Annotated in this window: 21 protein-coding genes; 11 read left to right on the plus strand and 10 right to left on the minus strand. The window is 66.5% G+C overall.

What is annotated here, in order from left to right:
- Positions 1 to 36 precede the first annotated feature (36 nt).
- Both B3E94_RS20895 and ggt read right to left on the minus strand, forming a co-directional pair.
- Positions 37 to 918 carry a LysR substrate-binding domain-containing protein gene (locus tag B3E94_RS20895; RefSeq protein WP_286914999.1) on the minus strand — a complete coding sequence of 294 codons (882 nt, stop codon included), beginning with the start codon at positions 916 to 918 and terminating at the stop codon, positions 37 to 39.
- A 44-nt stretch (positions 919 to 962) separates the two neighbouring features.
- The gene (gene ggt / locus B3E94_RS20900) at positions 963 to 2,753 is read right to left on the minus strand and encodes a gamma-glutamyltransferase (protein ID WP_286915001.1); all 1,791 of its coding nucleotides are present in this window, start codon (positions 2,751 to 2,753) and stop codon (positions 963 to 965) included.
- Positions 2,754 to 2,869: 116 nt separating this feature from the next.
- On the opposite strand from ggt, the gene B3E94_RS20905 reads away from it, so the two are divergent.
- On the plus strand, positions 2,870 to 3,505 hold the full coding sequence (locus B3E94_RS20905; protein WP_236236106.1) for an ankyrin repeat domain-containing protein: 636 nt from the start codon (positions 2,870 to 2,872) through the stop codon (positions 3,503 to 3,505).
- 641 nt (positions 3,506 to 4,146) lie between these two features.
- Here the strand turns inward: B3E94_RS20905 and pobA are convergent.
- Positions 4,147 to 5,334 carry a 4-hydroxybenzoate 3-monooxygenase gene (gene pobA, locus B3E94_RS20910; RefSeq protein WP_286915002.1) on the minus strand — a complete coding sequence of 396 codons (1,188 nt, stop codon included), beginning with the start codon at positions 5,332 to 5,334 and terminating at the stop codon, positions 4,147 to 4,149.
- Between the two features lie 133 nt (positions 5,335 to 5,467).
- On the opposite strand from pobA, the gene B3E94_RS20915 reads away from it, so the two are divergent.
- From B3E94_RS20915 to B3E94_RS20925, 3 genes are all read left to right on the plus strand, one after another.
- A complete protein-coding gene (locus B3E94_RS20915) occupies positions 5,468 to 6,346 on the plus strand; it encodes a helix-turn-helix domain-containing protein (RefSeq protein ID WP_286915003.1) in 879 nt (292 codons plus the stop codon).
- Between the two features lie 173 nt (positions 6,347 to 6,519).
- Positions 6,520 to 6,918, plus strand: coding sequence for a MerR family transcriptional regulator (locus B3E94_RS20920; RefSeq protein ID WP_176517248.1), 399 nt, complete (start codon positions 6,520 to 6,522; stop codon positions 6,916 to 6,918).
- A 20-nt stretch (positions 6,919 to 6,938) separates the two neighbouring features.
- Positions 6,939 to 7,838 carry a hydroxymethylglutaryl-CoA lyase gene (locus B3E94_RS20925; protein WP_286915004.1) on the plus strand — a complete coding sequence of 300 codons (900 nt, stop codon included), beginning with the start codon at positions 6,939 to 6,941 and terminating at the stop codon, positions 7,836 to 7,838.
- 533 nt (positions 7,839 to 8,371) lie between these two features.
- Here B3E94_RS20925 and B3E94_RS20930 read toward each other — a convergent pair.
- Positions 8,372 to 8,890, minus strand: coding sequence for an MgtC/SapB family protein (locus B3E94_RS20930; protein WP_176517246.1), 519 nt, complete (start codon positions 8,888 to 8,890; stop codon positions 8,372 to 8,374).
- A 137-nt stretch (positions 8,891 to 9,027) separates the two neighbouring features.
- Here B3E94_RS20930 and B3E94_RS20935 point away from each other — a divergent pair, with 137 nt between their 5' ends.
- The 5 genes from B3E94_RS20935 (at position 9,028) to B3E94_RS20955 (ending at position 16,087) form a co-directional block, all read left to right on the plus strand.
- A complete protein-coding gene (locus tag B3E94_RS20935) occupies positions 9,028 to 9,267 on the plus strand; it encodes a DUF3203 family protein (protein ID WP_286915006.1) in 240 nt (79 codons plus the stop codon).
- A 122-nt stretch (positions 9,268 to 9,389) separates the two neighbouring features.
- Entirely contained in the window at positions 9,390 to 10,775 is a 1,386-nt protein-coding gene (ccoG, locus tag B3E94_RS20940) for a cytochrome c oxidase accessory protein CcoG (RefSeq protein WP_286915071.1), read from the plus strand.
- Between the two features lie 39 nt (positions 10,776 to 10,814).
- Positions 10,815 to 12,224, plus strand: coding sequence for a GntR family transcriptional regulator MpaR (mapR, locus tag B3E94_RS20945; protein ID WP_286915007.1), 1,410 nt, complete (start codon positions 10,815 to 10,817; stop codon positions 12,222 to 12,224).
- A gap of 58 nt (positions 12,225 to 12,282) precedes the next feature.
- On the plus strand, positions 12,283 to 13,935 hold the full coding sequence (locus B3E94_RS20950; protein WP_286915009.1) for a PAS domain-containing sensor histidine kinase: 1,653 nt from the start codon (positions 12,283 to 12,285) through the stop codon (positions 13,933 to 13,935).
- A 67-nt stretch (positions 13,936 to 14,002) separates the two neighbouring features.
- The gene (locus tag B3E94_RS20955) at positions 14,003 to 16,087 is read left to right on the plus strand and encodes a PAS domain-containing protein (protein ID WP_286915010.1); all 2,085 of its coding nucleotides are present in this window, start codon (positions 14,003 to 14,005) and stop codon (positions 16,085 to 16,087) included.
- 10 nt (positions 16,088 to 16,097) lie between these two features.
- Here B3E94_RS20955 and B3E94_RS20960 read toward each other — a convergent pair whose 3' ends face one another.
- The 6 genes from B3E94_RS20960 to B3E94_RS20985 form a co-directional block, all read right to left on the minus strand.
- Complete coding sequence (locus tag B3E94_RS20960) at positions 16,098 to 16,844, minus strand: SDR family oxidoreductase (protein ID WP_286915011.1); 747 nt, start codon at positions 16,842 to 16,844, stop codon at positions 16,098 to 16,100.
- 90 nt (positions 16,845 to 16,934) lie between these two features.
- Positions 16,935 to 18,470 carry a DHA2 family efflux MFS transporter permease subunit gene (locus B3E94_RS20965; protein WP_176517314.1) on the minus strand — a complete coding sequence of 512 codons (1,536 nt, stop codon included), beginning with the start codon at positions 18,468 to 18,470 and terminating at the stop codon, positions 16,935 to 16,937.
- Positions 18,467 to 19,660 carry an HlyD family secretion protein gene (locus B3E94_RS20970; protein WP_176517315.1) on the minus strand — a complete coding sequence of 398 codons (1,194 nt, stop codon included), beginning with the start codon at positions 19,658 to 19,660 and terminating at the stop codon, positions 18,467 to 18,469. The genes B3E94_RS20965 and B3E94_RS20970 overlap by 4 nt, the downstream gene beginning before the upstream one ends.
- Before the next feature lie 32 nt (positions 19,661 to 19,692).
- Positions 19,693 to 20,166 carry a MarR family winged helix-turn-helix transcriptional regulator gene (locus B3E94_RS20975; protein ID WP_286915014.1) on the minus strand — a complete coding sequence of 158 codons (474 nt, stop codon included), beginning with the start codon at positions 20,164 to 20,166 and terminating at the stop codon, positions 19,693 to 19,695.
- Positions 20,167 to 20,380: 214 nt separating this feature from the next.
- Positions 20,381 to 21,001, minus strand: a complete 621-nt coding sequence (locus tag B3E94_RS20980) for a response regulator transcription factor (RefSeq protein ID WP_286915015.1) — start codon at positions 20,999 to 21,001, stop codon at positions 20,381 to 20,383.
- Positions 21,002 to 21,013: 12 nt separating this feature from the next.
- The gene (locus B3E94_RS20985; RefSeq protein WP_286915017.1) at positions 21,014 to 22,420 is read right to left on the minus strand and encodes a sensor histidine kinase; all 1,407 of its coding nucleotides are present in this window, start codon (positions 22,418 to 22,420) and stop codon (positions 21,014 to 21,016) included.
- A 193-nt stretch (positions 22,421 to 22,613) separates the two neighbouring features.
- On the opposite strand from B3E94_RS20985, the gene B3E94_RS20990 reads away from it, so the two are divergent.
- Together B3E94_RS20990 and B3E94_RS20995 are read left to right on the plus strand one after the other, a co-directional pair.
- A complete protein-coding gene (locus B3E94_RS20990) occupies positions 22,614 to 24,236 on the plus strand; it encodes an acyl-CoA synthetase (protein WP_286915019.1) in 1,623 nt (540 codons plus the stop codon).
- A gap of 126 nt (positions 24,237 to 24,362) precedes the next feature.
- Positions 24,363 to 26,132 (plus strand): acyl-CoA dehydrogenase C-terminal domain-containing protein, encoded by a 1,770-nt coding sequence (locus B3E94_RS20995; protein ID WP_286915020.1) that lies wholly within the window; start codon positions 24,363 to 24,365, stop codon positions 26,130 to 26,132.
- Positions 26,133 to 26,340: the final 208 nt, after the last annotated feature.

Genomic DNA, 26,340 nt, shown 5'->3' on the forward strand with positions numbered 1-26,340 from the left:
GGAGCCGGCTTGCCGGCGATGGGGCCGGCACAGGCATCAGAGCTCCCCGCCCGCCAGCAACTCGGTCATCACCTCGGCCAACGCCATGACCATCACATCCGCCGTCGGCCGGTGGACGATGACGATTTCGTAGCTGTCCACCTCCGGCAACCCCTGGGCAGCCCCCAGCACCCGATGCTCACCGCTGGCCGCGCGCGGCGGCAGCAGGCTGATGCCCATGCCATCGGCCACCGCCGCCTGGATGCCGCTGAGGCTGGAGCTGGTGAAGCTGATGCGCCAACGCCGGCCCATGCCTTCGATGGCACTGATCATGTCCTCGCGGTACAGCCCCCGCGGCGGGAAGGTCACCAGCGGGATAGGGTCGAGTTCGAAGGCCGGAATACGCGCACTGTCGATCCACTGCAAACGTTCGGGCCAGCACGCCACGCCCTCGCGGGTATTGCGCCGCTGCTTGAGCAGCACCAGGTCCAGCTCGCCGTTGTCGTAGGCCTGGCTGAGGTCGCGGCACAGGCCGCTGGTGACCTCCAGCTTGACCTGGGGGTGCTGGCGGTTGAAAGCCGACAGTGCGTTGGTGGTGCGCCCGCCAACGAAATCCTCGGGCACGCCCAGACGCACGGTGACGCCGACCATGGCCCCGGCCAGGGCTTCGAGCATCTGGTCGTTCAGCGCCAGCATGTGCCGGGCGTAGCCGAGCAAGGTCTGCCCGGCGTCGGTGGGCAGCACGTCGCGGTTGCCGCGCACCAGCAGGCGGTGGCCGACCATGTCCTCCAGGCGGCGCACCTTCTGGCTGATGGTCGACTGGGTCGAGTGCAGGCGCGTGGCGGCGGTGGTGAAGCTGCCGCAATCGGCCACCACGACGATGGCGCGCAGCAGGTCGAGGTCGAACAGGGCTCTATTCGATTTCACGCTGATGGACATCTTGGTATTCAACTTACAAATGGCAAGGCTGACTTCTACCACGCCTAGTCGCCCAGCGCCACGCCCTCGCGCCGCGGGTCGGCGCCGCCCAACCAGCCGTCGGCGCTGCGCTGGATGATCTGCATGCCGCTGGTCATGGTCAGTGGCGTGACCTCATGCCCCCACGCCGCCAGCTGCCGGATCAATGCCGGGCTGGCTAGCTCCTTCTCGACTTCGGTGCCGCCATTGCGGCTGCCGAAGTTGGGCAGGTTGGCGGCCTGCTGCGGGTCGAGCTTCCAGTCCAGCAGGCCGACCAGGGCCTTGTTCACGTAGCCGATGATCTGCGAGCCGCCGGGGGAGCCGAGGCTGGCCACCAGCTCACCGGAGTCGCGGGCGAACACCAGGGTCGGCGCCATCGCCGACAGCGGCCGCTTGCCGGGCTCGACGCGGTTGGCCACGGGCCTGCCGTTCTCCTGGGCGATGAAGGAAAAGTCGGTGAGCTGGTTGTTCAGCAAAAAGCCCTTGACCATCAGGTGCGAGCCGAATGCCGCCTCCACCGAAGTGGTCATGGCCAGGGCCTGGCCGCTGTCGTCCACGGCCGACAGGTGCGAGGTGGAGATGCGCAGCGGCGAGCGGTCCGGGGCCATCGCCAGGTTGGCGCCTTGCGGTGTGCCCGGGCGGGCGCGCTTCATGCTGTACTCGCCGACCAGCGTGGCGCGCCCGGCCAGGTACGCCGGGTCGATCAGCGCCTTGAGCGGCACCGGCACATAGTCGCTGTCGGCCAGGTACTGGGCACGGTCGGCGAAGGCCAGGCGTTCGGCCTCGGCCACCAGGTGCACCGCCAGCGGCGTGGGTTCCAGGCCGGCGGCCGAGGCCACCTGGCGCGGCGCTTGATGGACCAGGTCGCGTTGCGCTGAAGCGCGCTGCACGGCCTCGAGGATGCCCAAGGTCTGCAACACGCCGACCCCACCCGAGGACGGCGGCGGCATGCCGCAGATCTGCCAGGCCTTGTAGGGGCCGCATACCGGGTCGCGGGCCTTTGCCTGGTACTGGCGCAGATCGTCCAGCGTCAGCTGCCCGGCGTTGGCATGGCCACGCACCTGGGCCACCATCGCCTCGGCGATCTCGCCATGGTAGAAGGCATCCACGCCCTGCTCTGCCAGCTGCTCGAAGGTGCGCGCAAGCTCGGGGTTGCGCAGCACGGTGCCGACCGCCAGCGGCTTGCCCTGGCTGTCCAGGAAGTAACGCGCCATGGCCGGCGAAGCGGCGATGAACGGGTCTTCGCTGACCAGGGTATGCAGGCGCTCGGACAGCGCGAAACCATTGCGAGCAAGCTCGATGGCCGGCTTGAACAGCTCGCGCCAGGGCAACTTGCCGTGCTGTGCGTGGGCCATTTCCAGGGCCCGCAGTACGCCCGGCACGCCCACCGAACGGCCGCCGATCTGTGCAGCGCGAAATGGCATCGGCGTGCCGTCGGGTTGCAGGAACAGCGCTTCGGTGACCGCTGCCGGCGCCGTTTCGCGGCCATCGTAGGCCTGCACCTGCTCGCCGTCCCAGTACAGGATGAAGCCACCGCCGCCGATGCCGCTCGATTGCGGCTCGACCAGGGTCAGCACCATTTGCATGGCGATCGCCGCATCGATGGCACTGCCGCCGGCGCGCAGCATCGCCCGCCCCGCCTCGCTGGCCAGCGGGTTGGCCGCCGCCGCCATGTGCCGGCTGGCGTGCACCGGCTCAAGGCCGCTGCGGTAGCCGGACTGGGCTTCCGGCGGCGCCGGCAGCGCTTGGTCGGCCAGGGCGCCATGGCTGGTGGCGGCCAGGCACAAGGCGGCGAGCAGTGGCGTCGGAAAATTCATGGGTAGGCTTCCTGCTTTAACTATTCAGCACGGCACTGTGGGTCATGCACATTCTTAACTTCAACCCCTGCCGTGCATTTTCTAGGATTGCGGCAGACATTACAGGAGCCTGCGAAATGCGTTTGCCACTTACCGCGCTAGCCTTTGCCTTGTTCACCAGCCTTGCCTTCGCCGAGACGCCCGCCATGCACAACGCCGCCGCGCACAACGACACCACCACCCTGCAGCGCCTGCTCGAGCAAGGCGCCGATGTGAACCTGCGCGACGACCAGGGCCGCACCGCGCTGCTGGTTGCCACCCACGCCAACCAGGTGGCGGCGGCCAAGGCATTGATCGAGGCCGGTGCCGATGTGAACGCCAAGGACAACATCGACGACAGCCCCTACCTGTATGCCGGTGCCCGCGGCTTGAACGACATCCTGCGCCTGACCCTGGCCCATGGCGCCGACCTCAAGAGCACCAACCGCTACGGCGGCACGGCACTGATCCCCGCCGCCGAACGCGGGCACGTGGAGACCGTGCAGCTGCTGATCGATGCTGGGGTCGACGTCGACCACCTCAACCGCCTGCACTGGACCGCGCTGCTGGAGGCGGTGATCCTCGGCGATGGCGGCCCGCGCCATGTGGAGATCGTGCGGCGGCTGTTGGCGGCGGGTGCGGACCGGCAGATTGCCGACAAGGACGGGGTCACCGCCCTGGAACATGCGCGCCAGCGCGGGTACCGGGAGATGGTGGCGTTGCTGGCCCCGTAGCTGACGCGGCCCTCAATGTGGGAATGGGCTTTGTGGGAATGGGCTTTGTGGGAGCGGGCTTGCCCCGCGAACACGGGCGCAGCCCGTGCCAGCTTGCTCCGCTGCCTGGGCTGGCCCCTTCGCGGGGCAAGCCCGCTCCCACAAGGTTTTCGTGAACATCTGGATGTTGCGCAAGACCGTCAGGCCACCTCCTCAAACGGCAAGCCCACATAGGTACCGGGAGTTGGTGGCGTTGCTGGGCCCTAGCTGATGCGGCCTTCGAATGTGGGAATGGGATTTGTGGGTGCGGGCATTGTGGGAGCGGGCTTGCCCCGCGAACACGGGCGCAGCCCGTGCCAGCTTGCTCCGCTGCCTGGGCTGGCCCCTTCGCGGGGCAAGCCCGCTCCCACAAGGTTTTCGTGAACATCTGCATGTTGCGCAAGACCGTCAGGCCACCTCTTCAAACGGCAAGCCCACATAGGTACCGGGAGTTGGTGGCGTTGCTGGGCCCTAGCTGATGCGGCCCTCGAATGTGGGAATGGGATTTGTGGGTGCGGGCATTGTGGGAGCGGGCTTGCCCCGCGAACACGGGCGCAGCCCGTGCCAGCTTGCTCCGCTGCCTGGGCTGGCCCCTTCGCGGGGCAAGCCCGCTCCCACAACCATCAAGCCACCTCTTCGAACGGCAAGCCCACATAGTTCTCGGCAATGTTCACCAACCCCGCTTGCGACGACAGGAAGTACTCCCGGTCGGCCTCCTGCATCTTCCGGTCCCAGGCATCCTTGTGCTCGCCAAAATCATGCAGCAACTGGGTCATGAACCAGCTGAAGCGCTCGCCCTTCCACACCCGGCGCAGCGCCAGCGGCGAGTACTGCTGCAGCAGGTCGGTGCGCCCTTCGCGGTAGACCTTGAGCAGGATGCGATACAGGTAGTTCACGTCCGAGGCCGCCAGGTTCAGGCCCTTGGCACCGGTGGGCGGCACGATGTGCGCGGCGTCGCCGAGCAGGAACAGGTGGCCGTACTGCATCGGCTCGACCACCAGGCTGCGCAGCGGCGCGATGCTCTTTTCCAGGGCCGGGCCGGTCACCAGGCGCGCCGCCACCTCTTGCGGCAGGCGGGCCTTGAGCTCGTTCCAGAAACGCGCATCCGACCAGTCTTCGACGCGCTCCTCCAGCGGCACCTGCAGGTAGTAGCGGCTGCGCGTCAGCGAGCGCTGGCTGCACAGCACGAAACCCCGTTCGTGGTGGGCGTAGATCAGTTCAGGGTTGACCGGCGGGGTGTCGGCCAGCATGCCCAGCCAGCCGAATGGATACACGCGCTCGTAGTGCTTGAGCACACCTTCGGGGATGCTCTGCCGGGACACGCCGTGGAAGCCATCGCAGCCGGCAATGTAGTCGCAGTCCAGGCGCTGCGGCTGGCCATCGTGTTCGAAGGTCACGTAGGGCTGTTCGCCCTTGAGTTCATGCAGCTGGACATTGCTGGCCGAGTAGAAGATGGGCGCGCCGCTGGCCGCACGGGCCTGCATCAGGTCGCGGGTGACTTCGGTCTGGCCATAGACCATCACTGTCTTGCCACCGGTCAGGCCCTTGAGGTCCAGGCGCTGGCGACGGCCGCCGACCAGCAGTTCGACGCCATCATGCACCAGCCCTTCGCGGTCCATGCGCTGAGCGACACCGGCCTCGCGCAACAGGTCGACGGTGCCCTGCTCGAGCACGCCGGCGCGGATACGGCCCAGCACATAGTCCGGTGCCTGGCGTTCGAGGATCACGTTGGCGATGCCGGCCTTGTGCAGCAGCTGGCCAAGCAGCAGGCCAGAGGGGCCCGCGCCGATGATTGCAACCTGAGTCTTCATTGTTGTTGTCTCTTGTTGTTAGGTGTTTTGTACTTGCATTTTTAAGGGCTAAAGCAGCCAAATAGGTGTGCTATTCCATAAGAAAACTGCACTTTTACAAAATTGGTTCGATTAACGAACAGGCCATTCGCCCATGCCATCCACCCTTTCCGGCGTCCCGTTGTTCCAGCTTTATGGTGAAAACCAGGCCTGGCCCGGCACCGACCTGCTGCATTGCGAGTCGATCCCGGCGCGCAGCCGCCTGCACCATTGGGAGATCAAGCCGCACCAGCACGCCGAGCTGTTCCAGCTGCTTTATGTGCAACGCGGCCGGGCCGAAGTTGAGATCGAGGGCGTGCGCAGCGTCATTGCCGAGGCGGCGATCCAGGTGGTGCCGCCGCTGACGGTGCATGGTTTTCGCTTCAGCGCCGATATCCAGGGGCATGTGCTGACCTTCGGCACGGCCCTGGTGGCGGCCCTGGAACAACGCCTGGGCACGCCGCTGGGCGTGCTGGCCAAGGCGGCGTGCTACCCGCTGGGCCAGGACCGCGGGCGCCTGCGCAAGCTGATCGACACCCTGCAGCAGGAGTACCAGGGCCACGCCCCCGGGCGCGCGGCCTTGCTCGAAGCCCTGGTGACGGCGCTGATGGTGTGGATCAGCCGCTGCCAGCAACAGGGCCAGGCGCCGCGCAACCGCGACGAGCGTGACCGGCAGTTGCTGGGGCAGTACCTGCGCCTGGTCGAGGCGCATTACCGCGAGCACCTGTCGGTGGAGGACTTTGCCGCGCGCCTGAACATTCCGAGCCTGCAGCTCAACCAGCTGTGCCGCGCGTTGTGCGCGCAGACGGCGCTGCAGGTGGTGCACCAGCGGCTGCTGCTGGAGGCGCGGCGCAACCTTGTGTACACACGCATGAGCATCGGGCAGCTGTCCGATAGCCTGGGGTTCAGTGACCCGACGTACTTTGCGCGGTTCTTCAAGCGCCTGAGTGGGCAGACGCCCAATGGCTATCGGCGTTCGGTGCAGCCTGAGTGAATGGCTTTGCCTGTTCCGGCCCTATCGCCGGCAAGCCGGCTCCCACAAGTTCTGCGCTGCACCTGTGGGAGCCGGCTTGCCGGCGATAGGGCCAGCAAAACCGACACAGCCCTGCTTGACGTATACGTCAACCTGCCCTCAGGATACCGCCATACCCCACGCCGAGCCCGAGCATGAGCAGCCAGACCTACAGCATCTCCGACCTGTCCCGCGAGCTGGACATCACCACCCGCGCCATTCGCTTCTACGAGGAACAGGGCCTGCTCAGCCCCGAGCGCCGCGGCCTGGAGCGCATCTATTCGCCCCGCGACAAGGTCAGCCTGAAGCTGATCCTGCGCGGCAAGCGCATCGGTTTCTCGCTGGCCGAATGCCGCGAACTGATCGAGCTGTACGACCCCAGCAGCGGCAACCTCAAGCAGCTCAACAGCATGCTGGCGAAAATCGCCGAGCGCCGCGCCCAGCTGGAGCAGCAGATGCTCGACATCCACCAGATGCAACTGGAACTGGACACCGCCCAGGAGCGCTGCGAACAGGCCCTGGCCGCCACCTTGAACAATAACGACAACCGTTGACCCGCCACAGGAACCCCGCCATGTCCTTGCCTGAAAAAGTCCGCCTGGTCGAAGTCGGCCCCCGCGACGGCCTGCAGAACGAAGCCCAACCCATCAGCGTTGCCGACAAGGTGCGCCTGGTCGACGACCTCAGCGCTGCCGGGCTGGGCTACATCGAGGTGGGCAGTTTCGTGTCGCCCAAGTGGGTGCCACAGATGGCAGGTTCGGCCGAGGTGTTCGCCGCCATCAGCCAGCGCCCCGGCGTTACCTATGCCGCCTTGGCCCCGAACCTGCGCGGTTTCGAAGACGCCCTGGCGGCGGGCGTGAAGGAGGTGGCGGTGTTCGCGGCGGCCTCCGAGGCGTTTTCCCAGCGCAACATCAACTGCTCGATCAGCGAGAGCCTGAACCGTTTCGAACCGATCATGGCGGCGGCGCGCAGCCACGGCGTGCGCGTGCGCGGTTACGTCTCCTGCGTGCTCGGCTGCCCTTATGAAGGCAAGGTCAGCGCCGAACAGGTGGCCCCGGTGGCCAAGGCGCTGCACGACATGGGCTGCTACGAAGTGTCGCTGGGCGACACCATCGGCACCGGCACCGCAGGCGATACCCGCCGCCTGTTCGAGGTGGTCTCGGCGCTTGTGCCGCGCGCGCAACTGGCCGGGCACTTCCACGACACCTACGGCCAGGCCCTGGCCAATGTGTACGCCAGCCTGCTCGAAGGCATCAGCGTGTTCGACAGCTCCGTGGCAGGTTTGGGCGGCTGCCCGTATGCCAAGGGCGCCACCGGCAACATCGCCACGGAGGATGTGCTGTACCTGCTGCAGGGGCTGGGTATCGAAACCGGTATCGACCTCGACGCCCTGATCGCGGCCGGGCAGCGCATCAGCCAGGTGCTGAGCCGGGCCAACGGCTCGCGGGTGGCGCGGGCACGCAGCGCCCAGTGATTCACACGGTTGTCACAAGAGTGTGGGTGCAGTGTTACCGCTGCCGCCCACTCCAGCAAAAAATCGGGTAACAGGGAAACAATTCGACAGAATTTCAGGCCACCGGTTTTTCGCCATTTTGCTCAAGCCATTGATTTTAAAGGCTTTTAAAAAGTTGGCACGGCACCTGCTATATCTTTCGTACAACAACAACAAAAAACGTGACACCCAATAAAAACAACAGGTAACGGCTCTGACATAACAAGAACAACACGGCAGAGGCGTAGCAAGCAGATTTTTTTGGAGTCGACAGGCTTTTCAGGGGTTCGCCCCCGCGATCTGACACAGAACAACAAAACTACCTCCAGGTAGCGGCAGTCAGGATCGGATCAGCATGATGACAGCAGGTCAGCGCTCAAAAAAATACGTTTGCTCTTGACCCCGCATGGGGGTCGCCCGCAACACAAGGCAGGCTTACAAAAACAACAAAAGGCCGGTCTTCAATAATAATAAAAGAGCAGGCAACAACGCTTTGAGGGGAGCTTCGGCTCCCCTCAGTGCTTCCTGCCCTCCTCCTCCCTGCGCTTGTCCTCCTCTTGTGCCTCCAGCTTGTCCACCAGCAACGGCATCGTCGCCAGCACCAGCAGCGCCAGCAAGGTGCTGATCAGTGCCGTGGCCTCGCGCCCCATGCCGGCTGCCGTGCCGATGGCGGCGGTCATCCACAGCCCGGCGGCCGTGGTCAGGCCTTTGACGTGGCTGGTGTCCTGGCCATTGCCTTTCAAGATGGTGCCCGCCCCAAGAAAACCGATACCGGCGACGATGCCCTGGATCACCCGGCTCAGTGCCTGCTCGTCAGCACCGGCCATGCTCGGCGCCAGCACGAACAGCGCCGCGCCCATCGACACCAGCATGTGCGTGCGCACACCGGCCGACTTGCCCTTGCTCTCGCGTTCGAAACCCAACACCGCGCCCAGGATCGCCGCCATCGACAGGCGCAAGAGGATGCGGGTGATTTCGGCTTCGTCGGTGATGTCGGCGAATTCCGCTTGCAGCGTTTGCCAGATGACGTCCATCGCCTTTCTCTCGATCCACTGTGGGCTTCACAGGGTTGACCTGCCGGAGGGCAACAAAGTGCCCGCCTGGCGGATCGATGCAGCAACCTGCCAACGCCCGCAGTCCTACCTGTAACCGCACCCCGGAGGACCGCCCCATGCCCGTCGAAATCGAACAAAGCACCCAGCGCTGCACCCTCATCGGCCAGGACCTGCGCATCGAAGGCCAGGGCCCGGACATCGAAATCGTCACCGATGAGCAGCTGCACATGTCCGTGGCACTGCTGGCTGGCCACCGCGTGCCGATCACCGAAGCCGAGGCCGATGCGCTCACCGTGGCCGGTGCGGTGGATAGCCGCAGGCATCTGAAGGCCAGCGTTCCAGGCTCCGTGATTTAAGGGTTCAGCGGCCATCGCTGGCCATCTGATACGGTTTTAATCGCGCAACCTGAGCCTGTGCTGAAAACAGCTTGGGGGCCATAGTGCTCTGGCCTGATAGAGGCCTGATGAGCACCGTAGCCATGTACGAGAAAATCGACGTCATCCAGATCGCTGGCAAGCGCCCGAGCGTCAGCGGCATCCATACCCGCAGCTTCACCGGCCTGTATCGCAACCTGCGCATCGGCTTTGCCGGGGCGCTGTTCGTGTTGTTCTTCGGCACCGCCTGGCTCGACTGGAACGGCCGCCAGGCCGTGCTGTGGGACTTGTCCAGCAGCAAGTTCCACATCTTTGCCAGCACCTTCTGGCCGCAGGATTTCATCCTCCTGTCGGCGCTGCTGATCATCGCCGCCTTCGGCCTGTTCGCCATCACCGTCTACGCCGGCCGCGTGTGGTGCGGCTACAGCTGCCCGCAAAGCGTGTGGACCTGGCTGTTCATGTGGTGCGAAAAGGTCACCGAAGGCGACCGCAACCAGCGCATCAAGCTCGCCGCCGCGCCCTGGAGCCTCGGCAAGCTGGCCCGGCGCACGCTCAAGCACGGCCTGTGGCTGGCCATCGGCGTGCTCACCGGGCTGACCTTCGTCGGCTACTTCACCCCGATCCGCCCCCTGGCCCAGGAGCTGTTCACCCTGCAGCTGGGTGGCGTGGCGCTGTTCTGGGTGCTGTTCTTCACCGCCGCCACCTACATCAACGCCGGCTGGCTGCGCGAAGCGGTGTGCCTGCACATGTGCCCCTATGCGCGCTTTCAGAGCGTGATGTTCGACAAGGACACCCTGGCCGTGGCCTACGACCCGCGCCGCGGCGAAACACGCGGCGCGCGCAAGAAAGGCAGCGATGCCCGCGCCCAGGGCCTGGGCGACTGCATCGACTGCACCCTGTGCGTGCAGGTCTGCCCCACCGGCATCGACATCCGCGACGGCCTGCAGATGGCCTGCATCGGCTGCGCGGCCTGCATCGACGCCTGCGACAACGTCATGGCCAAGATGGGTTATGCCAGCGGCCTGATCGGCTACAAGTCCGAGCACAGCCTGCAAGGCGGCACCACCCACTGGCTGCGCCCGCGCCTGCTGGGCTATGCCGCCGCGCTGCTGGTGATGATCGCGGCGCTGGTGCTGGCCTTGCAGCTGCGCCCGATGGTGTCGCTGGACGTGATCAAGGACCGCGGCCTGTTCCGCGAAAATGCCCAGGGCCAGATCGAGAACATCTACCTGCTCAAGGTCATCAACAAGACCGAACAGACCCAGCGCTACCACCTGCGCCTGCTGGATGCCGAAGGCTTTGCCCTGCAAGGGCGCACCGAGCTGATCGTGCCCGCCGGCGAGATGGCCGAGCTGCCGGTATCGGTGGCCCTGCTGGCCGACCGCCCGAGCAGCAGCTCGCAGGAGCTGGCCTTCGAAATCCAGGACAGCGACCAACCCGAGGTGCGCAGCGTGGCCCACAGCCGCTTCGTGGCGCCGATCAACCGCTGATCCCTTACACTCAACGTTCACCTTGCCTGCCGAGCCCCCATGAAACGCTACGAACGCTTCGCCGACGACATTGCCGAACTGATCCGCTCCGGGGTGCTCGGCCCCGGCCAGCGCGTGCCTTCGGTGCGCTATGCCAGCCAGACCCACGGCGTCAGCCCCTCGACGGTGTTCCAGGCCTACTACCTGCTCGAGCGCCGCGGGCTGATCCGCGCCCGGCCGCGTTCGGGCTACTTCGTCAACGCCCATGCCCCGCTGCCGTTCAGCGAACCCCAGGCGCTGGAGCCGCAGAGCGAATCGACCGACGTGGATGTCAGCGCGCTGGTGTTTTCCATCCTCGAATCGATCAAGGACCCGAGCACCGTGCCCTTCGGCTCGGCCTTCCCCAGCCCCGAACTGTTCCCGCTGCAGCGCCTGTCGCGTTCGCTGGCCAGTGCCAGCCGGGCCATGGACCCGCGCATGGTGGTCACCGACCTGTCGCCCGGCAACCCGCAACTGCGCCGGCAGATCGCCCTGCGCTACATGGTCGGCGGGCTGATGCTGCCGATGGAAGAACTGCTGATCACCAACGGCGCGCTGGAGGCCTTGAACCTGTGCCTGCAGGCGGTGACCGAGCCGGGTGACCTGGTGGCCATCGAGGCGCCGGTCTTCTATGCCTGCCTGCAGGTGCTCGAACGGCTCAAGCTCAAGGCGGTGGAAATCCCCGTGCAGCCGCGCGAAGGCATGGACCTGGCGGTGCTGGCCCAGACCCTGGACAAGCACCCGGTCAAGGCCGTGTGGTGCATGACCAACTTCCAGAACCCGGTGGGCGCGAGCATGCCCGAGGCGAAGAAGCAGGCGCTGGTCGAACTGCTGCGCCGCCACCAGGTGCCGCTGATCGAAGACGATGTGTATGCCGAGCTGTACTACTCGCAGCAGGCGCCCAAGCCGGCCAAGGCCTTCGACACCCAGGGCCTGGTGATGCACTGCGGCTCGTTCGCCAAGAGCCTGGCGCCGGGCTACCGCATTGGCTGGGTGGCGGCCGGGCGCTTTGCGCAGAAGATCGAGCGGCTCAAGCTGATGACCTCGCTGTGCGCCTCGATGCCCGCCCAGGCGGCCATCGCCGACTACCTGCAGCACGGCGGCTACGACCGCCACCTGCGCAAGCTGCGCTACGCCCTGGAAGGCCAGCAGGCCAACATGCTCGCCGCCATCGCCCGGCACTTTCCCGCGCAGACCCGGGTCAGCCAGCCGGCCGGCGGCTACTTCCTGTGGCTGGAGCTGCCCGAGCAGATGGATGCCCTGAAACTGTTCCACATGGCCCTGGCCCAAGGCATCAGCATCGCCCCGGGGCCGATCTTCTCGCCCACCCGGCGCTTTGGCAATTGCATCCGCCTGAACTACGGCAGCCCCTGGAATGCCACGGCCGAAAGCGCGATGGAAACCTTGGGGCGCATCATTCGCTCCTTCTGAAGGCAAACAGCCAGCCCAGCGGCTATATTCGAACGACCCGCAAAACCGGAGCGTTCCCATGGCGCAGGATCAGCCCGCCCTCAGCATCGAGCAGCTTCAGGCGAAGGTTGCCGAACTTGAAGCGCAATGCGCGCAACGCGTCGACCAGGCCCAGGCCAACAGCAAGCTGCTGGGCGAGCTGGTCGATCACAGCGTGGCCAATGTGTTCGCCGCCGACCGCAGCCTGCGCCTGCTGGCCATCAACCGCACCGCGCAGGAAACCTTCAAGCGCTACCGCGGCTTCGCACCCAAGGTTGGCGACCACATCCCGCAGTTTCTGGCCGGGCAAGCGGACATCTCCCGCCAACTCGAACCGGTATGGCCAAGGGTGCTGGCCGGCGAAGCGTTCGTCGATGTCATCAGCCTGGGCCCGGCCGACCTGCAACGCCACTACGAGGTGCGCTACACCCCGCTGCGCGATGCGCAACAGCAGGTCCAGGGCGGCTACCTGTTCGCCTATGACATCACCGAGCGGGTGGTCGAGCAGAAGCGCCTGCGGGAAACCGAAGAAGCCTTGCGCCAATCGCAGAAAATGGAAGCGGTCGGGCAACTGACCGGTGGCATCGCCCACGACTTCAACAACCTCTTGGGCGGCATTCTCGCCGCACTGGAAATAGCCGAGCAGCGGCAAAGCGAACATCGCCTGGCCGACAGCCAGCGCCTGCTCACCACCGCGCGGCACAACACCGAGCGCGCCGCTACGCTGGTTCAGCGCCTGCTGGCTTTCGCCCGCCAGCAGAAGCTGGTGCCGCAGGCCGTGGACGTGCATCTGCTGGTAGAAGGCATGCGCGACCTGATCAACAGCTCGCTCGCCTCGCACATCAGCTTCAGCGACGAAACCCTGCCCGGCCAATGGCTGGTGCGCATCGACCCGCCACAGCTGGAAAACGCCTTGCTCAACCTCTGCCTGAATGCCCGCGACGCCATGCTCTTGGGCGGCTCGCTGCGCATCGGCTGCGAAAACGCCCCGCTCGACGAGGAGCAGGCGCTCGCCCTGGAGCTTGCACCCGGCCAGTACCTGCGGATCACCGTCAGCGACACTGGCGCGGGCATGACCGAGCAGGTGGCGCAACGTGCACTCGAGCCATTTTTCACCACCAAACCACTGGGCCAGGGGTCCGGGCTGGGGCTGTCGATCGTCTACGGCTTCGTTCGCCAGTCCGGCGGCCAGCTGCGCATCACCAGCACACCGGGGCAAGGCACCCGGGTCGCCCTGTACCTGCCCAGGGATTACGACGCCCTGGTCGCGGCAGCGGCGCGCCCGATAGTGGCCCCCACCCGCGCGCCAAGCCGCCATCGGGTGATGCTGGTGGAAGACCAGGACACCCTGCGCCTGCTGATCGGCGAAGTGCTCGAGGACAGCGGCCACGAAGTGCACGCCTTCGCCGATGGCCAAACGGCGCTCAATGCCCTGCGCGGCGGGCTGCAACCTGACCTGCTGATTACCGACGTCGGCCTGCCCGGCGGCGTCGATGGCCATCAGCTGGCCACCACCTGCCTGAGCTCGCCCGGCGAAGTGGCGGTGCTGTTCATCACCGGCTACAGCGAATGGAAGGGCAAGACCAAGACCTGGCCCAATGGCCGCACCGACTTGCTCTACAAACCCTTTGCCCTGGCCGTGCTCAAGCAGCACGTCGACCGCCTGCTGGAAAACCTGCGCAACACCCGGTAAGCCGCTATGCACCTGGCACCAGGGCAGGCTAAAGTCATTGCCAGTCAGTTTTCTGTCGGAAGTCGGCATGCCATCGCGCGATCCACTCGCCCTGCAACAGCAAATCGCAGCACTCCAGCAGCGCAACGCGCAACTGGAGGCCCGCCTGGTACAGCGCCAGGACCAGGACCAGAACATCTACCGCTTTCTGTTCGACACCATGGACGAAGGCTTCTGCATCATCGAGTTCTTCGATGGCCCCCACGGCCCGCTCAGCGATTACGTGCACGTGCTGGCCAACGCCGCTTACGCCAAGCACGCCGGCATTCCCAACGTAATCGGCAAGAAGCTGCGCGAGATGGTGGCCGACGAGGCCGATGTCTGGGTGCAACGCTACGGCGAGGTGCTGCGCACCGGCCAGCCATTGCAGTTCGAGCAGGAATTGGTCGCCACCGGCCACGTGCTGTCGGTGACCACGTTTCGCGTCGAGCCGCCCGAGCGGCGCCAGGTGGCGGTGCTGTTCAAGGATGTGACCGCGCGGCGCATGGCCGAACAGGCCTTGCAACAGCTCAACGAGGAGCTCGAACAACGGGTCAGCGCGGCGCTGGCCGAGCGCCGCCTGTTCGCCGAGCTGGTCGAGCAGTCGGTGGTCAACGTCCATGTGATCGACAACGGCATGCGCTGGCTGGCGGTCAACCGCCAGGCCAAGCAGGACTTCCACATGCTCTATGGCCACACGCCGGAAGTGGGCGAGTACATGCCGAGCCTGATGGACAACGCCGCAGCCGACTCCCAGCAGGCCCTGGCCTTCTGGCGCCGTGCACTGAACGGCGAGCGCTTCATCGAGATCGCCGCCTTCGGCCCGGAGCACGACCGGCGCCATTACGAACTGCGCTTCAATGCCCTGCGCGACCAGGACGGCAGTGTGCAAGGCGCCTACCTGTTCGCCTACGAGATCAGTGATCGGGTCAAGGAACAGCAGCGCCTGGCCAAGGCCGAGCAAGCGCTGCGCCAGGCGCAGAAGATGGAAGCCGTCGGCCAGCTCAGCGGCGGTATCGCCCACGACTTCAACAACCTGCTGGGCAGCATCCTCAATGCCCAGGAGCTGATGCAGCAACGCCTGCAGCAAAAGCGCCACGACGAACTGGTGCCGTTGCTGGAGCTGTCCAACAGATCCGCGCAACGGGCCTCTTCGCTGGTGCATCGGCTGCTGGCCTTCTCCCGCCAGCAGACCTTGCAACCCACGGCCACCCAGGTCATGGCACTGGTCACCGGCATGGAGGAGCTGCTGCGCCGCACCATTGGCCCGGCCATCAGCCTGCGCAGCCACTTCGACAGTGCCTTGTGGCCGACCTTCATCGACCCGCCGCAACTGGAAAGCGCGCTGCTCAACCTGTGCATCAATGCCCGCGATGCGCTGCCGGCGGGCGGTGTGATCGACATCCTCGGCGAAAACATCAGCCTCGAAGGCGAGCAGGCGCGGCTACTGGAACTGCCGGTCGGCGACTACCTGCGCCTGAGCGTGGTGGACAATGGCCGAGGCATGAGCGCAGACATCGCCGCGCGGGCGCTGGACCCGTTCTTCTCGACCAAGCCCATGGGCCAGGGCACCGGCCTGGGGCTGTCGATGACCTACGGCTTCGTGCGCCAGTCAGGTGGCCAATTGCGCCTGCTGTCGACGCCAGGCAGCGGTACCCGCGTAGAGCTGTACCTGCCGCGCCATCATCAGCACGCACAACCTGAGGCGCCTGCGTCAGCGGCTGCGCTGCAACAGGCGCGCCATGAGCCGCGTGCAGGTGGGCAACGCATTGTGCTGGTAGAGGACCAGGCCGCGCTGCGCATGATCGTTGGCGATGTGCTGGAAGAGCTGGGTTACCAGGTCGAGGCCTTCGAGAACGGCCCGGCCGCGCTGGCCCACCTGCAGCATGCCGAGCGCCCGGACCTGCTGCTCAGCGACATCGGCCTGCCCGGTGGGCTCAATGGCCGCGAGCTGGCCGAACGTTGCCGGCAACAGCACCCCGACCTCAAGGTGCTGTTCATCACCGGCTACGATGAAACTGCCGCGCTCAACGACGGGCAATTGCTGCAAGGTACCAGCGTGCTGACCAAGCCATTCGAGCTGCAAGACCTGGCCGAACGCGTGCAGCAGTTGCTGGACGGCCAGTTGCCCTGAGCCGCCTGCGTCAGCGCCCGCCGCCCAGGTCGAGGAAGCTGCCGGTGGAATAGGACGCCTTCTCCGACAGCAGCCAGAGAATCGCCTCGGCCACTTCTTCGGGCTGGCCACCGCGGCCCATGGGCAAGCCGGCTTCAAGCTTGCTCACCCGGTCGGCGTCACCGGACAGCGCGTGGAAGCCGGTATGGATATAGCCCGGGCGCACACCGTTGACCCGCACGCCCTCCCCCGCGACTTCCTTGGCCAGGCCCAGGGTGAAGGTGTCCAGCGCACCCTTGGAGGCGGCGTAGTCGACATATTCGTTGGGCGAGCCCAGGCGGGCGGCGACCGACGACACATTGACGATCGCCCCGCCCTGGCCGCCATGCCGGCGTGACATGCGCAGCAAGGCGTGCTTGGCGCACAGCATCGGGCCGACGACGTTGGTCTTCATCACCTTGAGCAGGCGAAACTCCGACATGTCCTCGACGCGGCTCTGCTGGCCGATGGTGCCGGCGTTGTTGACCAGCGCGGTGACCGGGCCGAGTTCGTGGTCGACGCGGTGGAACAGCTGGATCACCTCGTCCTCGACACTGGCATCGGCACGCACGCAGATGGCCTCGGCGCCCAGTGCACGCACCTGGGCCAGCAGGTGTTCGGCGGCCTGGTCGTCGGCGTGGTAGTTGATGCAGATGCGGTAGCCCTGCTGGGCGGCCTGCAACGCGGTGGCGGCGCCGATGCCACGGCTGGCGCCGGTGATGACGATGACTTTCTCCATGAAACTGCCAATCGTGTAGGAAAGGAGCCTCGACAATAGGCGAAAAGCCATACCTTTGGAAGCGCACGATCCCACACGAAAAGCCGCGTTTCAGTGCCCCGCCGACGCCGGCCCTGCCTTGGCGGTAAAGGGTGGCTTGGCCAGCCACACCAGCAGGATCAACCCCGCGAACACCCAGGTCATCAAGGTGAAGTAATCCACCGTCGACATCATGTAGGCCTGCCCGTTGAGTATCTGCTCGAGCTGCGCGTAACTCTGCGGGCTGGCCCCGCCCATGTGCTCCAGCGTGTGCCGCGTGGCCGGCTCGAACTCACTGATGTGCTCGCTCAGGTAGGCATGGTGCTGGTCGGCGCGGCGGATCCAGATCCACGTCGTCAGCGACGCGGCAAAGCTGCCGCCCAGGGTGCGCAGGAAGGTTGCCAGCCCCGAGCCGTCGGCAATCTGCTGCGGCGGCAGGTCCGACAGCAGGATGCTCAAGGTCGGCATGAAGAACAGCGCCACGCCAATGCCCATGAACAACTGCACCAGGGCAATGTGCTGGAAGTCCACCTCGCTGGTGAAGCCGGCGCGCATGTAGCAGCTGCCGCCAATCGCCAGGAACGCCAGCCCCGCCAGTACCCGCAAGTCGAAGCGGTGCGCGTACTTGCCCACGAACGGCGACATGATCACCGGCAACAGGCCGATCGGTGCCACGGCCAGCCCCGCCCAGGTGGCGGTGTAGCCCATCTGCGTCTGCAGCCACTGCGGCAGGATCAGGTTGATGCCGAAGAACCCCGCGTAGCCCCCCACCAGCACCATCGTGCCGATGCGGAAATTGCGGTGCACGAACAACCGCAGGTTGACCACCGGGTGCCGGTCGGTGAGCTCCCAGATGATGAAGATGGCCAGGAACACCACCGAAATCAGGCTGCCGACAATGATGAACGACGACTCGAACCAGTCCAGGTCGTTGCCCTTGTCGAGCACCACCTGCAAGGCACCGACACCGACGATCAGGGTCAGCAGGCCGATGTAGTCCATCGGCTGGCGGCTGGTGACCACCGGCCGCGTGCGCATCTGCTGGCGCACCACGGCGGCGGCGAACAGGCCGATGGGCACGTTGATGAAGAAGATCCACGGCCAGCTGTAGCTGTCGGTGATCCAGCCGCCGAGGATGGGCCCGGCGATCGGCGCCACCACCGTGACCATCGCCAGCAACGCCAGGGCCATGCCGCGCTTGGCCGGCGGGTAGACGGCAATCAGCAGGGTCTGGGTCATCGGGTACAGCGGCCCGGCCACCACCCCCTGCAGCACGCGAAAGCCCACCAGCTCCGGCATCGACTGGGCGATGCCGCAGAGGAAGGACGCCAGCACGAACAGCAGCGTGGCCCAGATGAACAGCTTCACCTCGCCAAAACGGCGGCTGAGCCAGCCGGTCAGCGGCAAGGCGATGGCGTTGCTCACCGCGAACGAGGTGATGACCCAGGTGCCCTGCTCGTAGCTCACCCCCAGGTTGCCGGAAATGGTCGGCAACGCCACGTTGGCGATGGTGGTGTCGAGCACCTGCATGAAGGTCGCCAGCGACAGGCCGATGGTGGTCAGCAACAGGCTCGGCGGGGTGAACTGGGCCGGGGCGTTGTCGCTCATCGCTGGGCCGTCTTGCCGGTGGCGCTGTTTTCGTGGATCAGCCGGGCGATCAGCTGGTCAGCCTCGCCCAGCTGGCGGTCATACACCTGGGTGCTGTAGCTGGCCTGCTGCGGCGGTTGCTGGGCCAGGGTCGGGCCGCTCTGGTCGTGCAGGTCGACCTCGACCACGGTGGACAGGCCGATGCGCAGCGGGTGGTCCTTGAGCTGGTCGGGGCTCAGGTGGATGCGCACGGGCACGCGCTGGACGATCTTGATCCAGTTGCCGGTGGCGTTCTGTGCCGGCAACAGGGCGAACGCGCTGCCGGTACCGGCGCCCAGGCTGTCGACCGTGCCGCTGTACTTGACCTCGCCGCCATACAGGTCGGCGGTGACGTCCACCGGCTGGCCGATGCGCATGTTGCGCAGCTGGGTTTCCTTGAAGTTGGCGTCGATCCACACCTCGTCCAGGGGGATCACCGCCATGGTCGCGGTACCCGGCTGCAGGCGCTGGCCAAGCTGCACGGTGCGCTTGGCCACGTAGCCTGTGACCGGCGCCACCAGGGTGGTGCGGGCGTGGTCGAGGTAGGCCTGGCGCAAGTCGGCCGCCGCCGCCATGACCTCGGGGTGCGAGGACACCACGGTGTCGTCGACCAGTGCGCTGCTGGTGTTCAGTTGCTGGCGGGCGCTGTTGACGGCGGCCTGGGCCACGGTCAGGTCATCGCGCGAATGGGAGATTTCCTCGGCAGCGATCGCGCCGCTGTCGGCCAGCACCTTGCGCCGGTTGTAGTTCTGCTGGGCCTTCTGCAGCTCGGCCTGGCGGGTTTCCAGCTGGGCCTTGAGCGAATCGACGTTGCTGTACAAGCCACGTACCTGGCGCACGGTGCGCGCAAGCTTGGCTTCGGCCGACTGCAGGGCGACTTCGCTGTCGGAGGGGTCGAACTGCAGCAGCACTTGGCCTGCATGCACCAGGTCACCGTCGTCGGCGCCGATGCTGGTGACGGTGCCGGTCACCAGCGGGGTGATTTCCACCACGTTGCCGTTGACGTAGGCGTCGTCGGTGCTCTCGTGCCAGCGCCCGACCAGGCTGTACCAGGCCCAGGTGCCTGCGCCGCCGAGCAGCACCAGCAGCAGCAGGCCGAGCAGCCAGACCTTGCGCTTGCGCGAAGGCTGCGGTGCTTCGGGGGGAGTGGAGGTGTCTGCGGGAGTGGCCATGGGGAGTACCTAGTGAATATGCGTAACAGGGTTCAACGGTCGCCGAAGCGGCGTGTCGTCAGGGGGTCGCCGGCACCGAGCAGGACCTTGGTCAGCAAGCCTTCGAGGGCCTTGAGTTCGTCAGGCTGCAGCACGCCGACCAGTTCGTTCATCGCCGCCGCGCCGATCTCCGGCAAGCGGTCGGCCAGGCGCTGGCCGTCGGCGGTCAATGCCAGGCGCACCTGGCGGCGGTCATCGGCGCAGCGGTTGCGCAGGATCAGGCCCTTGTGCTCGAGGCGGTCGAGCATGCGGGTCATCGAACCGCTGTCCAGGCCCAGGTAGCGGCACAGCTCGGCCGGGGTGTCCACCTGGTACTGGGTGACGATGATCAACACCTTGAACTGCGCGGCGGTGACGCCCTCTGATTCGAGGTGCCAGTCGAGAATGCGGTCCTTGAGGATCGCCGCCCGGCCCAGCAGCATGCCGATGGCGCAGGTCTGGAAGTTTTCCGGGGTGAAATGGGACATCGGCGGTGGGCTCGGGCAATTGTTTAAAAATATTACTGCCTAGGCAGTGAATGTCAAAGCCTTGATTAGTGGGCTAACTAAAATTTCATGCAAAGAGAACCCAGCAGCCCTCAGCACTTGCCCCTGTGGGAGCCGGCTTGCCGGCGATAGGCCCACAGCCGGCTATCGGCCTGCCCCGGCCCCATCGCCGGCAAGCCGGCTCCCACACCGAGCATCAACGCCTCAGCGCCTCCACCGCGCCGCAGGCAATGGCCATGCCTACCAGCTCCGCCAAACTCTCGGCCTGCAACCGCTTCATCACCCGCCCCCGGTACAGATCCACGGTCTTCACACTGACCCCCAAGCACTCGGCAATCTCCCGGTTGTTCAACCCCTGCGCCAACGGCACGAACACATCCCGCTCGCGCGGCGTCAGCCCGTCGATCCGCGCCTGCACCTGCGCCAGCGCCTGGTCGCCCCTGCGCGCCTGCCCTGCCCGCTCCAGCGCCGCCTGCACGCTGTCGAGCAGCAACTGGTCGTTGTACGGCTTCTCGATGAAATCGCAGGCCCCGGCCTTGAACGCCCGCACCACGATCGGCACATCGGCGTGGCCGCTGACGAAAATCACCGGGATCGCCAAGCCGCGCTCGCGCATCGCCTGCTGCACCGCCAAGCCGCCCAGCCCCGGCATGCGCACATCCAGCAGCACACAGGCCGGCCCGTCATCGGTACAGGCTTCGAGAAACGCCTGGCCACTGCCGAACGCCAAGGCCTCAAGCCCCACCGACTCCAGCAGCCACACCGTCGAATCGCGCATGCCCTGGTCGTCATCGACCACATAAACCTTCGCTTGCACCCTGCCTTCTCCTTATCCCCTGCTCACTGCCAGCCGGCAGCACAGCACCAGCCCACCGGTTTCACCTGCACGCGCCCACAAGCTGCCGCCAAAGCCCTCGATCAGGCTGCGGCTCATGCTCAACCCCAGCCCAAGCCCTTCGGCCTTGCTGGTATGGAACGGCGTGAAGATCGCCTCCAGGCGCTCCGGCGCAACGCCCGGCCCCTGGTCGGCCACCTCCACCAGCACCCCGTCGCCATCGCGCACGGCGCCGAGCAGGATACGCGACGGCTGCTGGCCCTGCTGCTCGCGGTTGGCGTCGATGGCGTTGCGCAGCAGGTTGAGCAGCACTTGCTCGAGCAACACCCGGTCGGCGAACACCGCAGGCATCGGCCCGGCGATGCGCAGCTCGACACTCACCTGCTCGCGCGCCGCCTCCCAGGCGCACAGGCGCATGGCTTCGGCCACCACCTCGGCCAGGTCGACCGCCTCCAGGCGCCGCGGCCCCTTGCGCAAAAAGGCCCGCAGGCGGCGGATCACCTCGGCGGCGTGGGTGGCCTGCTCGGTGATGCGCTGCAAGCCCTGGGCGACCCGTTCGCGCGCCTGCGGATCGCGCTCCAGCCCTTGCAGGTAGCGCTGGCTGGCATTGGCGTAGTTGACCACCGCCGCCAGCGGCTGGTTGATCTCGTGGGCGATGCCCGACGCCAATTCGCCCAAGGTCGCCAGGCGGGCGCTATGGGCGAGGTTTTCCTGGGCTTCGATGCGCAGGGTGATGTCGCGCGACACGGCAACCACCTCCACCACCGCGCCGGTGTAGGTTTCGCGGATCGCCCGGCTGGCGATCTCGAACCAGCGATAGCCACCGCTGGCATGGCGTACCCGGCAGGTCATGGTGTGGTAGCCGTCCTGGTCCAGCGCCGCTGCGGCCTGGCGCAGGGCCTGGCGGCGCTCGCGCGGGTGCAGCAAGGCCAGCACCGGCGTGCCGCGCAGCTGCTCGGGCCACAGGCCGAGCAGGCGGTAGGCGGCTGGTGACGCATCGAGAAAGCGGCCATCGGGGCTGTGCCGGGAGATCAGGTCGGTGGTGTTCTCGATGATCAGCCGATACAGGCGCCGGGCGCGGTTGGCTTCACGGGCGGCCTGGCGCTCGTCGCTGGCCTCGCGGCAGCGGGCCAGCACCTGCTGGCCCTGGTCATCGGGGATGAACGTCCACAGCACGATGCGCTCGCCCACCTGGGTTTCCACCTCGGCAATCGCGCGGTGCTGGCGCAGGCAGGCGCGCACCAGTGCCGGGCAATTGCTGGGCAGCCAGTCGGCCAGCGGCGGGCCGCCCTGGATCAGCGCCTGCAAGGCGGGGTTGAGCGCCAGCGCGCGGGCATCGGCGGCCAGCAGCAGGCTCGGTTGTGGGTCCTTGGCAAGCAAGGCAGTGGGGGTGGTTTCCACGGCAAAGGCTCTTGTTATAGTAGTTTTACTATATTGCTATAGTCGATATTCCATCTACCATAGCGGCTCGCGTAAAACTGCGACAGGGGCATGCGGCCAATCGGCGCGCTGCCCGCACCCTGAACAGAGCTAACAATCAGCCATCGGGGGCCACATGCACAGGCTGCGTGTGCCTCCTACACAGGACTTTTGCATGTCGATCTTCTCCCAGGGCCTGATGCCCTCTGCCGTCAACCATGTCGCCCTGACCCCGCTGAGCTTCATCGAGCGCACCGCTGCCGTGTACGGCAACTACCCGGCAGTGATCCACGGCGCCATCCGCCGCGACTGGCGCCAGACCTACCAGCGCTGCCGGCGCCTGGCCAGTGCCCTGGCCGGGCGGGGCATCGGCCGCGGCGACACGGTGGCGGTGATGCTGCCCAATACCCCGGCGATGCTCGAGGCGCACTTCGGCGTGCCGATGATCGGCGCCGTGCTCAATACCCTCAACGTGCGCCTGGATGCCGAAGCCATCGCCTTCATGCTGCAGCATGGCGAGGCCAAGGTGCTGATCACCGACCGGGAGTTCCACGCGGTCATCGAAGCGGCCCTGGGCCTGCTCGAACACCCGCCGCTGGTGGTCGACGTGGATGACCCCGAATATGGCGAAGGCCGCGCCGTCAGCGACCTGGACTATGAAGCCCTGCTCGCCGAGGGCGACCCCGAGTTTGCCTGGGAATGGCCCGACGACGAGTGGCAGGCGATCTCCCTCAACTACACCTCCGGCACCACCGGCAACCCCAAGGGCGTGGTCTACCATCACCGCGGCGCCTACCTCAATGCCATCGGCAACCAGATGACCTGGGCCATGGGCCACCGCCCGGTGTACCTGTGGACCCTGCCGATGTTCCATTGCAACGGCTGGTGCTACCCCTGGACCATCACCGCATTGGCCGGCACCCATGTGTTCCTGCGCCGGGTCGACCCACAGAAGATCCTCACCCTGATCCGCGAGCACCGGGTCACCCACCTGTGCGGTGCGCCCATCGTGCTCAACGCCCTGGTGAACATGCCCGAGGCGGCCAAGGCGGCCATCGAGCACCCGGTGCAGGCCATGGTCGCCGGCGCCGCGCCGCCGGCGAAGGTGATCGGCGCCGTTGAAGAAATGGGCATCCACGTCACCCACACCTACGGCCTGACCGAGGTCTACGGCCCGGTCACGGTCTGCGCCTGGCACGATGAATGGCAGGACCTGCCGCTGGAGGACCGGGCGCGGATCAAGTCGCGCCAGGGCGTGCGCTACCCGACCCTCGACGGCCTGATGGTGGCCGACCCGCAAACCCTCGAACCGGTGGCGCGCGACGGCAACACCCTGGGCGAGATCTTCATGCGTGGCAACACGGTGATGAAGGGCTACCTGAAAAACCCCGAAGCCACCGCCGAGGCCTTCCGTGGCGGCTGGTTCCACACAGGTGACCTGGCGGTGTGGCATGCCGACGGCTATGTCGAGATCAAGGACCGGCTCAAGGACATCATCATTTCCGGTGGCGAGAACATCTCCACCATCGAGGTCGAAGACGCCCTCTACAAGCACCGCGCCGTGCTGGAAGCCGCAGTGGTGGCACGCGCCGATGAAAAGTGGGGCGAAACCCCCTGCGCCTTCGTCGCGCTCAAGCCGGGGCACGAGGATACCCGCGAGAGCGACATCATCGGCTGGTGCCGCGAACACCTGGCCGGGTTCAAGGTGCCCAAGACCGTGGTGTTCGGCGAACTGCCCAAGACCTCGACCGGCAAGATCCAGAAGTACGTGCTGCGCGACCGCGCCAAAGCCCTCTGAATCCGTAGCGCCCCCATCGCCGGCAAGCCGGCTCCCACAGGCACACCAACCCACCCCTGTGGGAGCCGGCTTGCCGGCGATGAGGCCCGCCCAGACACCCCACCTCCTTTGCCCGAGCCACCTGCCATGACCGACTACACCGCCCCCCTGCGCGGCATGCGCTTCATTCTCCACGAGGTCTTCCAGGGCCCTGCCCTGTGGGCCCGCCTGCCCGCCCTGGCCGAGCGCGTCGATGGCGAAACCGCCGACGCCATCCTCGAAGAGGCCGCCAAGGTCACCGCCAACCTCATCGCCCCACTCAGCCGCAACGGCGACGAGCAAGGCGTGCACTTCGACGCAGGCAACGTCACCACCCCCGACGGTTTCCGCGAAGCCTGGCGCACCTACCGCGAAGGCGGCTGGGTCGGCCTGGGCGGCAACCCCGAGTACGGCGGCATGGGCATGCCGAAAATGCTCGGCGTGCTGTTCGAAGAAATGCTCTACGCCGCCGACTGCAGCTTCAGCCTGTACTCGGCGCTGAGCGCCGGCAGTTGCCTGGCCATCGACGCCCACGCCAGCGACGCGCTCAAGGCCACCTACCTGCCGCCCCTGTACGAAGGCCGCTGGGCCGGCACCATGTGCCTGACCGAACCCCACGCCGGCACCGACCTGGGCCTGATCCGCACCCGCGCCGAGCCCCAGGCCGACGGCAGCTACCGCATCAGCGGCAGCAAGATCTTCATCACCGGCGGCGAGCAGGACCTGACCGAGAACATCGTCCACCTGGTGCTGGCCAAGCTGCCCGATGCCCCGGCCGGCGCCAAAGGCATCTCGCTGTTCCTGGTGCCCAAATACCCGGTAGCCGCCGATGGCAGCCTGGGGCCGCGCAACGCCGCGTACTGCGGCTCGATCGAACACAAGATGGGCATCAAGGCCTCGGCCACCTGCGTGATGAACTTCGACGGCGCCAGCGGCTACCTGGTGGGCGAGCCGAACAAGGGCCTGGCGGCGATGTTCACCATGATGAACTACGAACGCCTGTCCATCGGCATCCAGGGCATCGGTTGCGCCGAGGCCTCGTACCAGAGCGCCGCCCGCTATGCCAACGAACGCCTGCAGAGCCGCGCCGCAGCCGGCCCGCAGGCGCAGGACAAAGCCGCCGACCCGATCATCCACCACGGTGACGTGCGGCGCATGCTGCTGACCATGCGCACCCTCACCGAAGGCGGCCGCGCCTTTGCCGCCTACGTCGGCCAGCAGCTGGACCTGGCGCGCTACGCCGAGGACGCGGGCGAGCGCGAACATGCCCAGCGCCAGGTGGCCCTGCTCACCCCGGTGGCCAAGGCGTTCTTCACCGACAACGGCCTGGAAAGCTGCGTGCTCGGCCAGCAGGTGTTCGGCGGCCATGGCTACATCCGCGAATGGGGCCAGGAGCAGCGGGTGCGCGATGTGCGCATCGCGCAGATCTACGAAGGCACCAACGGCATCCAGGCCCTCGACCTGCTGGGGCGCAAGGTGCTCGCCGACGGCGGCCAGGCCCTGGCAGGCTTTGCCGCCGAAGTGCGCGCCTTCTGCGTGGCTGCGCCGCTGCACCGCGATGCCCTGCAGGCCAGCCTGGTGCGCCTAGTGGCCACCAGCGAGTGGTTGAGCGCGCAGGTGAAGGCGGACCCCAACCTGGTCAGCAGCGTGGCGGTGGAGTACCTGCACCTGTTCGGCCTGACCGCCTACGCCTACATGTGGGCGCGCATGGCGGCGGTGGCCCAGGCCAGGCACGATGAAGAGCCGGCGTTCTATGCTGCCAAGCTTGCGGCGGCGCAGTTCTACTTCCAGCGTGTGTTGCCGCGTGGGTTGGCGTTGGAGGCAAGCATTCGTGCCGGCAGCGCCAGCCTTTATCGCATGGCGCCCGAGCAGTTCTGACTGCACGGGCCCTATCGCCGGCAAGCCGGCTCCCACAGGTACGGCGCTGCGCCGCAGCTGTGGGAGCTGGCTTGCCGGCGATAGGGGCGCGAAAGGTTCTCAAACGCGGCAATTGCATTGCACAACCGACGAAAAACCTACATAACTGATAGTCATTCGCCATTACCTCGGTTCTCGGGACCCCCTGTGCAGGGGTAGAATGCGCAAA

Origin of the sequence: Pseudomonas sp. UBA6315 (genome assembly GCF_002438125.1) — a bacterium.
Taxonomy (GTDB): Bacteria; Pseudomonadota; Gammaproteobacteria; order Pseudomonadales; family Pseudomonadaceae; genus Aquipseudomonas; species Aquipseudomonas faucium.

Coding starts and splice junctions, on each gene's coding strand:
- B3E94_RS20995 (WP_286915020.1), top strand. CDS start 24,363: ATGACCGACTACACCGCCCCCCTGCGCGGCATGCGCTTCATTCTCCAC.
- B3E94_RS20895 (WP_286914999.1), bottom strand. CDS start 918: ATGTCCATCAGCGTGAAATCGAATAGAGCCCTGTTCGACCTCGACCTG.
- B3E94_RS20930 (WP_176517246.1), bottom strand. CDS start 8,890: ATGGACGTCATCTGGCAAACGCTGCAAGCGGAATTCGCCGACATCACC.
- B3E94_RS20955 (WP_286915010.1), top strand. CDS start 14,003: ATGCCATCGCGCGATCCACTCGCCCTGCAACAGCAAATCGCAGCACTC.
- B3E94_RS20950 (WP_286915009.1), top strand. CDS start 12,283: ATGGCGCAGGATCAGCCCGCCCTCAGCATCGAGCAGCTTCAGGCGAAG.
- pobA (WP_286915002.1), bottom strand. CDS start 5,334: ATGAAGACTCAGGTTGCAATCATCGGCGCGGGCCCCTCTGGCCTGCTG.
- ggt (WP_286915001.1), bottom strand. CDS start 2,753: ATGAATTTTCCGACGCCACTGCTCGCCGCCTTGTGCCTGGCCGCCACC.
- B3E94_RS20935 (WP_286915006.1), top strand. CDS start 9,028: ATGCCCGTCGAAATCGAACAAAGCACCCAGCGCTGCACCCTCATCGGC.
- B3E94_RS20990 (WP_286915019.1), top strand. CDS start 22,614: ATGTCGATCTTCTCCCAGGGCCTGATGCCCTCTGCCGTCAACCATGTC.
- B3E94_RS20915 (WP_286915003.1), top strand. CDS start 5,468: ATGCCATCCACCCTTTCCGGCGTCCCGTTGTTCCAGCTTTATGGTGAA.
- B3E94_RS20960 (WP_286915011.1), bottom strand. CDS start 16,844: ATGGAGAAAGTCATCGTCATCACCGGCGCCAGCCGTGGCATCGGCGCC.
- B3E94_RS20975 (WP_286915014.1), bottom strand. CDS start 20,166: ATGTCCCATTTCACCCCGGAAAACTTCCAGACCTGCGCCATCGGCATG.
- B3E94_RS20970 (WP_176517315.1), bottom strand. CDS start 19,660: ATGGCCACTCCCGCAGACACCTCCACTCCCCCCGAAGCACCGCAGCCT.
- mapR (WP_286915007.1), top strand. CDS start 10,815: ATGAAACGCTACGAACGCTTCGCCGACGACATTGCCGAACTGATCCGC.
- ccoG (WP_286915071.1), top strand. CDS start 9,390: ATGTACGAGAAAATCGACGTCATCCAGATCGCTGGCAAGCGCCCGAGC.
- B3E94_RS20925 (WP_286915004.1), top strand. CDS start 6,939: ATGTCCTTGCCTGAAAAAGTCCGCCTGGTCGAAGTCGGCCCCCGCGAC.
- B3E94_RS20965 (WP_176517314.1), bottom strand. CDS start 18,470: ATGAGCGACAACGCCCCGGCCCAGTTCACCCCGCCGAGCCTGTTGCTG.
- B3E94_RS20905 (WP_236236106.1), top strand. CDS start 2,870: ATGCGTTTGCCACTTACCGCGCTAGCCTTTGCCTTGTTCACCAGCCTT.
- B3E94_RS20920 (WP_176517248.1), top strand. CDS start 6,520: ATGAGCAGCCAGACCTACAGCATCTCCGACCTGTCCCGCGAGCTGGAC.